Source organism: Pseudoalteromonas sp. MMG012, from assembly GCF_018100875.1.
Classification (GTDB): Bacteria; Pseudomonadota; Gammaproteobacteria; order Enterobacterales; family Alteromonadaceae; genus Pseudoalteromonas; species Pseudoalteromonas aurantia.
This window is the reverse complement of record NZ_JAGJEF010000163.1, coordinates 1-2,574: the sequence shown is the minus strand read 5'-3', so window position 1 is coordinate 2,574 and position 2,574 is coordinate 1. Positions and strand designations below refer to the sequence as shown.

The 2,574-nt window shown below is 36.9% G+C and carries 2 protein-coding genes; both read right to left on the bottom strand.

The window, feature by feature from the left end; all coding sequences use genetic code 11:
* Nucleotides 1-63: 63 nt before the first annotated feature.
* Nucleotides 64-1,047 (bottom strand): GNAT family N-acetyltransferase, encoded by a 984-nt coding sequence (locus J8L97_RS22680; protein ID WP_211052994.1) that lies wholly within the window; start codon nucleotides 1,045-1,047, stop codon nucleotides 64-66.
* Between the two features lie 9 nt (nucleotides 1,048-1,056).
* Complete coding sequence (locus J8L97_RS22675) at nucleotides 1,057-1,722, bottom strand: class I SAM-dependent methyltransferase (RefSeq protein WP_211052992.1); 666 nt, start codon at nucleotides 1,720-1,722, stop codon at nucleotides 1,057-1,059.
* Nucleotides 1,723-2,574 lie beyond the last annotated feature (852 nt).

The following is a 2,574-nucleotide window of genomic DNA, read 5'->3' as shown; positions in this document are numbered from 1 at the left end:
CAGGAAGATATGGTGGAAAATGTTGGCGTCAAGCTGATGTTTTAGTTGACGCCTATAATTCGATTAAGGCGATAGAGTAAGTTGGTAATATGGAGTAACATTTCCTCCAAAACTTAGCTTAAACCAGCCCCTTTGAGGGCTGTTAATTCCTTCTAGATCAATATTCGTTATGCCTGACTTTGCCAAAGATATGAACGATTCTTGCAATACCATAGTACCCGTATGTTCATTTCTCATTTGAGGGTCGTTCGCACCATATAGATAATATGCGTGAGGGCCATGTAAAAGAAATATCGCGTAACTGCCAACTTGCCCAGATGCATTCTCGGCTTGAAACATTAGTATTAGATTGTTATCGCAAAGTGCTGTTATGAATTGGTAGAGCCTTTCTTGATCTTTCAAAGAGAATTCAATATTTTGGCGTTGCATTGTCAACGTATATAAATTACAAAAATTTTTGTAATTTTTCGATTTACTGACAATAACACCTTTTTTATGGCCATACCGAATTTCTTGTCTTCGAGAGACTGAGCTATTTTTATAAAGTAAAGACTCCTTATACTCTATATTTTCTTTGTTGAGTTCTTCAATTGATAATAGTGAAGTATATCTAACATCTACATGAAATCTCGGTTTTTCACGTTCATGGTAGTTAACCCAAAGAAAAGCTCTAATATCCTTAATATTCGGTGATAGTTTAAGCTTCACATGATGATATTTCTGAGCTAAATACTCAGCAATAAATTGCTGTGCTGAGAATTGTTCAGAATGTGCTTGAGCCGAATTCAAATGTCTAGTAGAGCGGTGAATAATACCATCGTGGATAATATCTGGGTGACCGATAACAGAGTCACCTGATTTATCTACGATCAGTAGCAAAGCTGCAATTTTTTCATCGCCCTTACAACAATAGAAAGAATTGATATTTTCGGTGAGCCCATCAACATAGCTACTTTGCATAAATGGGGTTCCATGATCAGAACCTTGTATGAACTCATCCCAGTTATTATCTAGGTTGCAACGCTGCATCGATAGTGTTTTTGACATTACTCTATATTACCTTTTTTTCAGCACGACGCTCCAAGCTGCGTGAATATGGTCACTGCCATAGGAAGATGAACTCGAGTGACCAAGAGAGATTATTTCAAATTGTTGTACTAGCGTATGAATAAGTTCAGCATCAAAAAAATTAACATTTCCTACACCGGCAAAGGGTCCCCATGTGTAACCTGACTTTGTGTATTTGTCTATTGATTCTGGAGCTTTTTCATAGTCTGAATGCTCAGTACTAAACCAATCAGTTATGAGCATGATACCACCTTCTTTTAATTGCTCGTAAGCCTGGTTTAGGTATCGCTGTATATCTTTATGGCCGTTATGAACAGATGCGCCTCTATCAACAATTAAATCAAATTGATGACTTATTGGCCATGGTTGTGTGAAATCACAGGCATGTAAGTTTTCTGCGATTGATGGGTAGCGTTCTTTTAACTGTTCTATAATAAAGGTGCTGCCATCTATGCCATATATATTGGGGCAATGTGTTAAAAAAAATGGAAAGTTGGCACCTGCGCCGCACCCAACTTCTAAAATAGCAAAGCTCTCAGACGCGTTTCTGAGGTTTGTATGGCGTAGTGAACCACTTACAATTTCGCTCCAAGGCCATACTGACATGTGTTCATTATTTCGATAAAGCTCATCCCAGTTTTCGCAAAAAGCCATAATATTGTCCTCTATTTGTTGGTTATAAAATTAAAGCAAAAATTATTCCACAATTAAGCTTTAGATTTAATTATGGTTTTTAGGTGTTTTAATATTTCTATAGGTATCTTGTGTTTGTCATCCTTGCATGTTTTGGTAATTCATCGAGTTCTATCAATACCCAAAAGTTGAGGTGGTGTAGTCAATAGTAGTGGTTGAACATTATTGGCTTTCTGTGCCTCGTATGTTTATAAAACCACAACCATTTGGTTGCATAATCCTGAACTTCATTAATATTGTCAAATAAGTGTGTGCTCTACGCTCTCATGGCAAATAATACACTGTTCTGTTTTTGGTGAAGCGCATTTACATATTAAGGTAAGCATAAGGCAAGACATAATTTGAAGAGTGATACAGTAGCATTCCATAGGTAGAAAATGCTACCTAACGAAGGCTCAAAGATATGAATATACGAAACAATAGCAATTTTCGGCTATTAGACATTATCATTTGTTGCTATGGCTTTCAGAGGAGCTCGGATTTTGGTCTTTCTTCAGAGTACAGTTTCTTTGAATGGTGGTTTTCGTCCTCCAGACCTTTTAAACGCGCTATCAGCGATGGGCCCGCCCCCACATATGCTATTAAGCTTCAATTTATTTGATGAACGAAAGGGTTTGGTATCCGTGTATTTCTAGTTTTTCATGCAGAAGCGCCTACCAATAAGTTACGAAAAAATTTACTTTTGATTGCTAATTGTTTTGGGAGCATGTTCAACTAAGGTTTAAAAGGTGTTTAGCCAAGGATAAAAGGCTCATAGATTTGATTATTGAAAAGGTATGTATAAGAACACGTTATGAATCGACCAGTCTTGAG

What these genes read in the sequence shown, in the direction of transcription:
- J8L97_RS22680 (WP_211052994.1), bottom strand. Translation starts at nt 1,047, where the DNA reads ATGTCAAAAACACTATCGATGCAGCGTTGCAACCTAGATAATAACTGG.
- J8L97_RS22675 (WP_211052992.1), bottom strand. Translation starts at nt 1,722, where the DNA reads ATGGCTTTTTGCGAAAACTGGGATGAGCTTTATCGAAATAATGAACAC.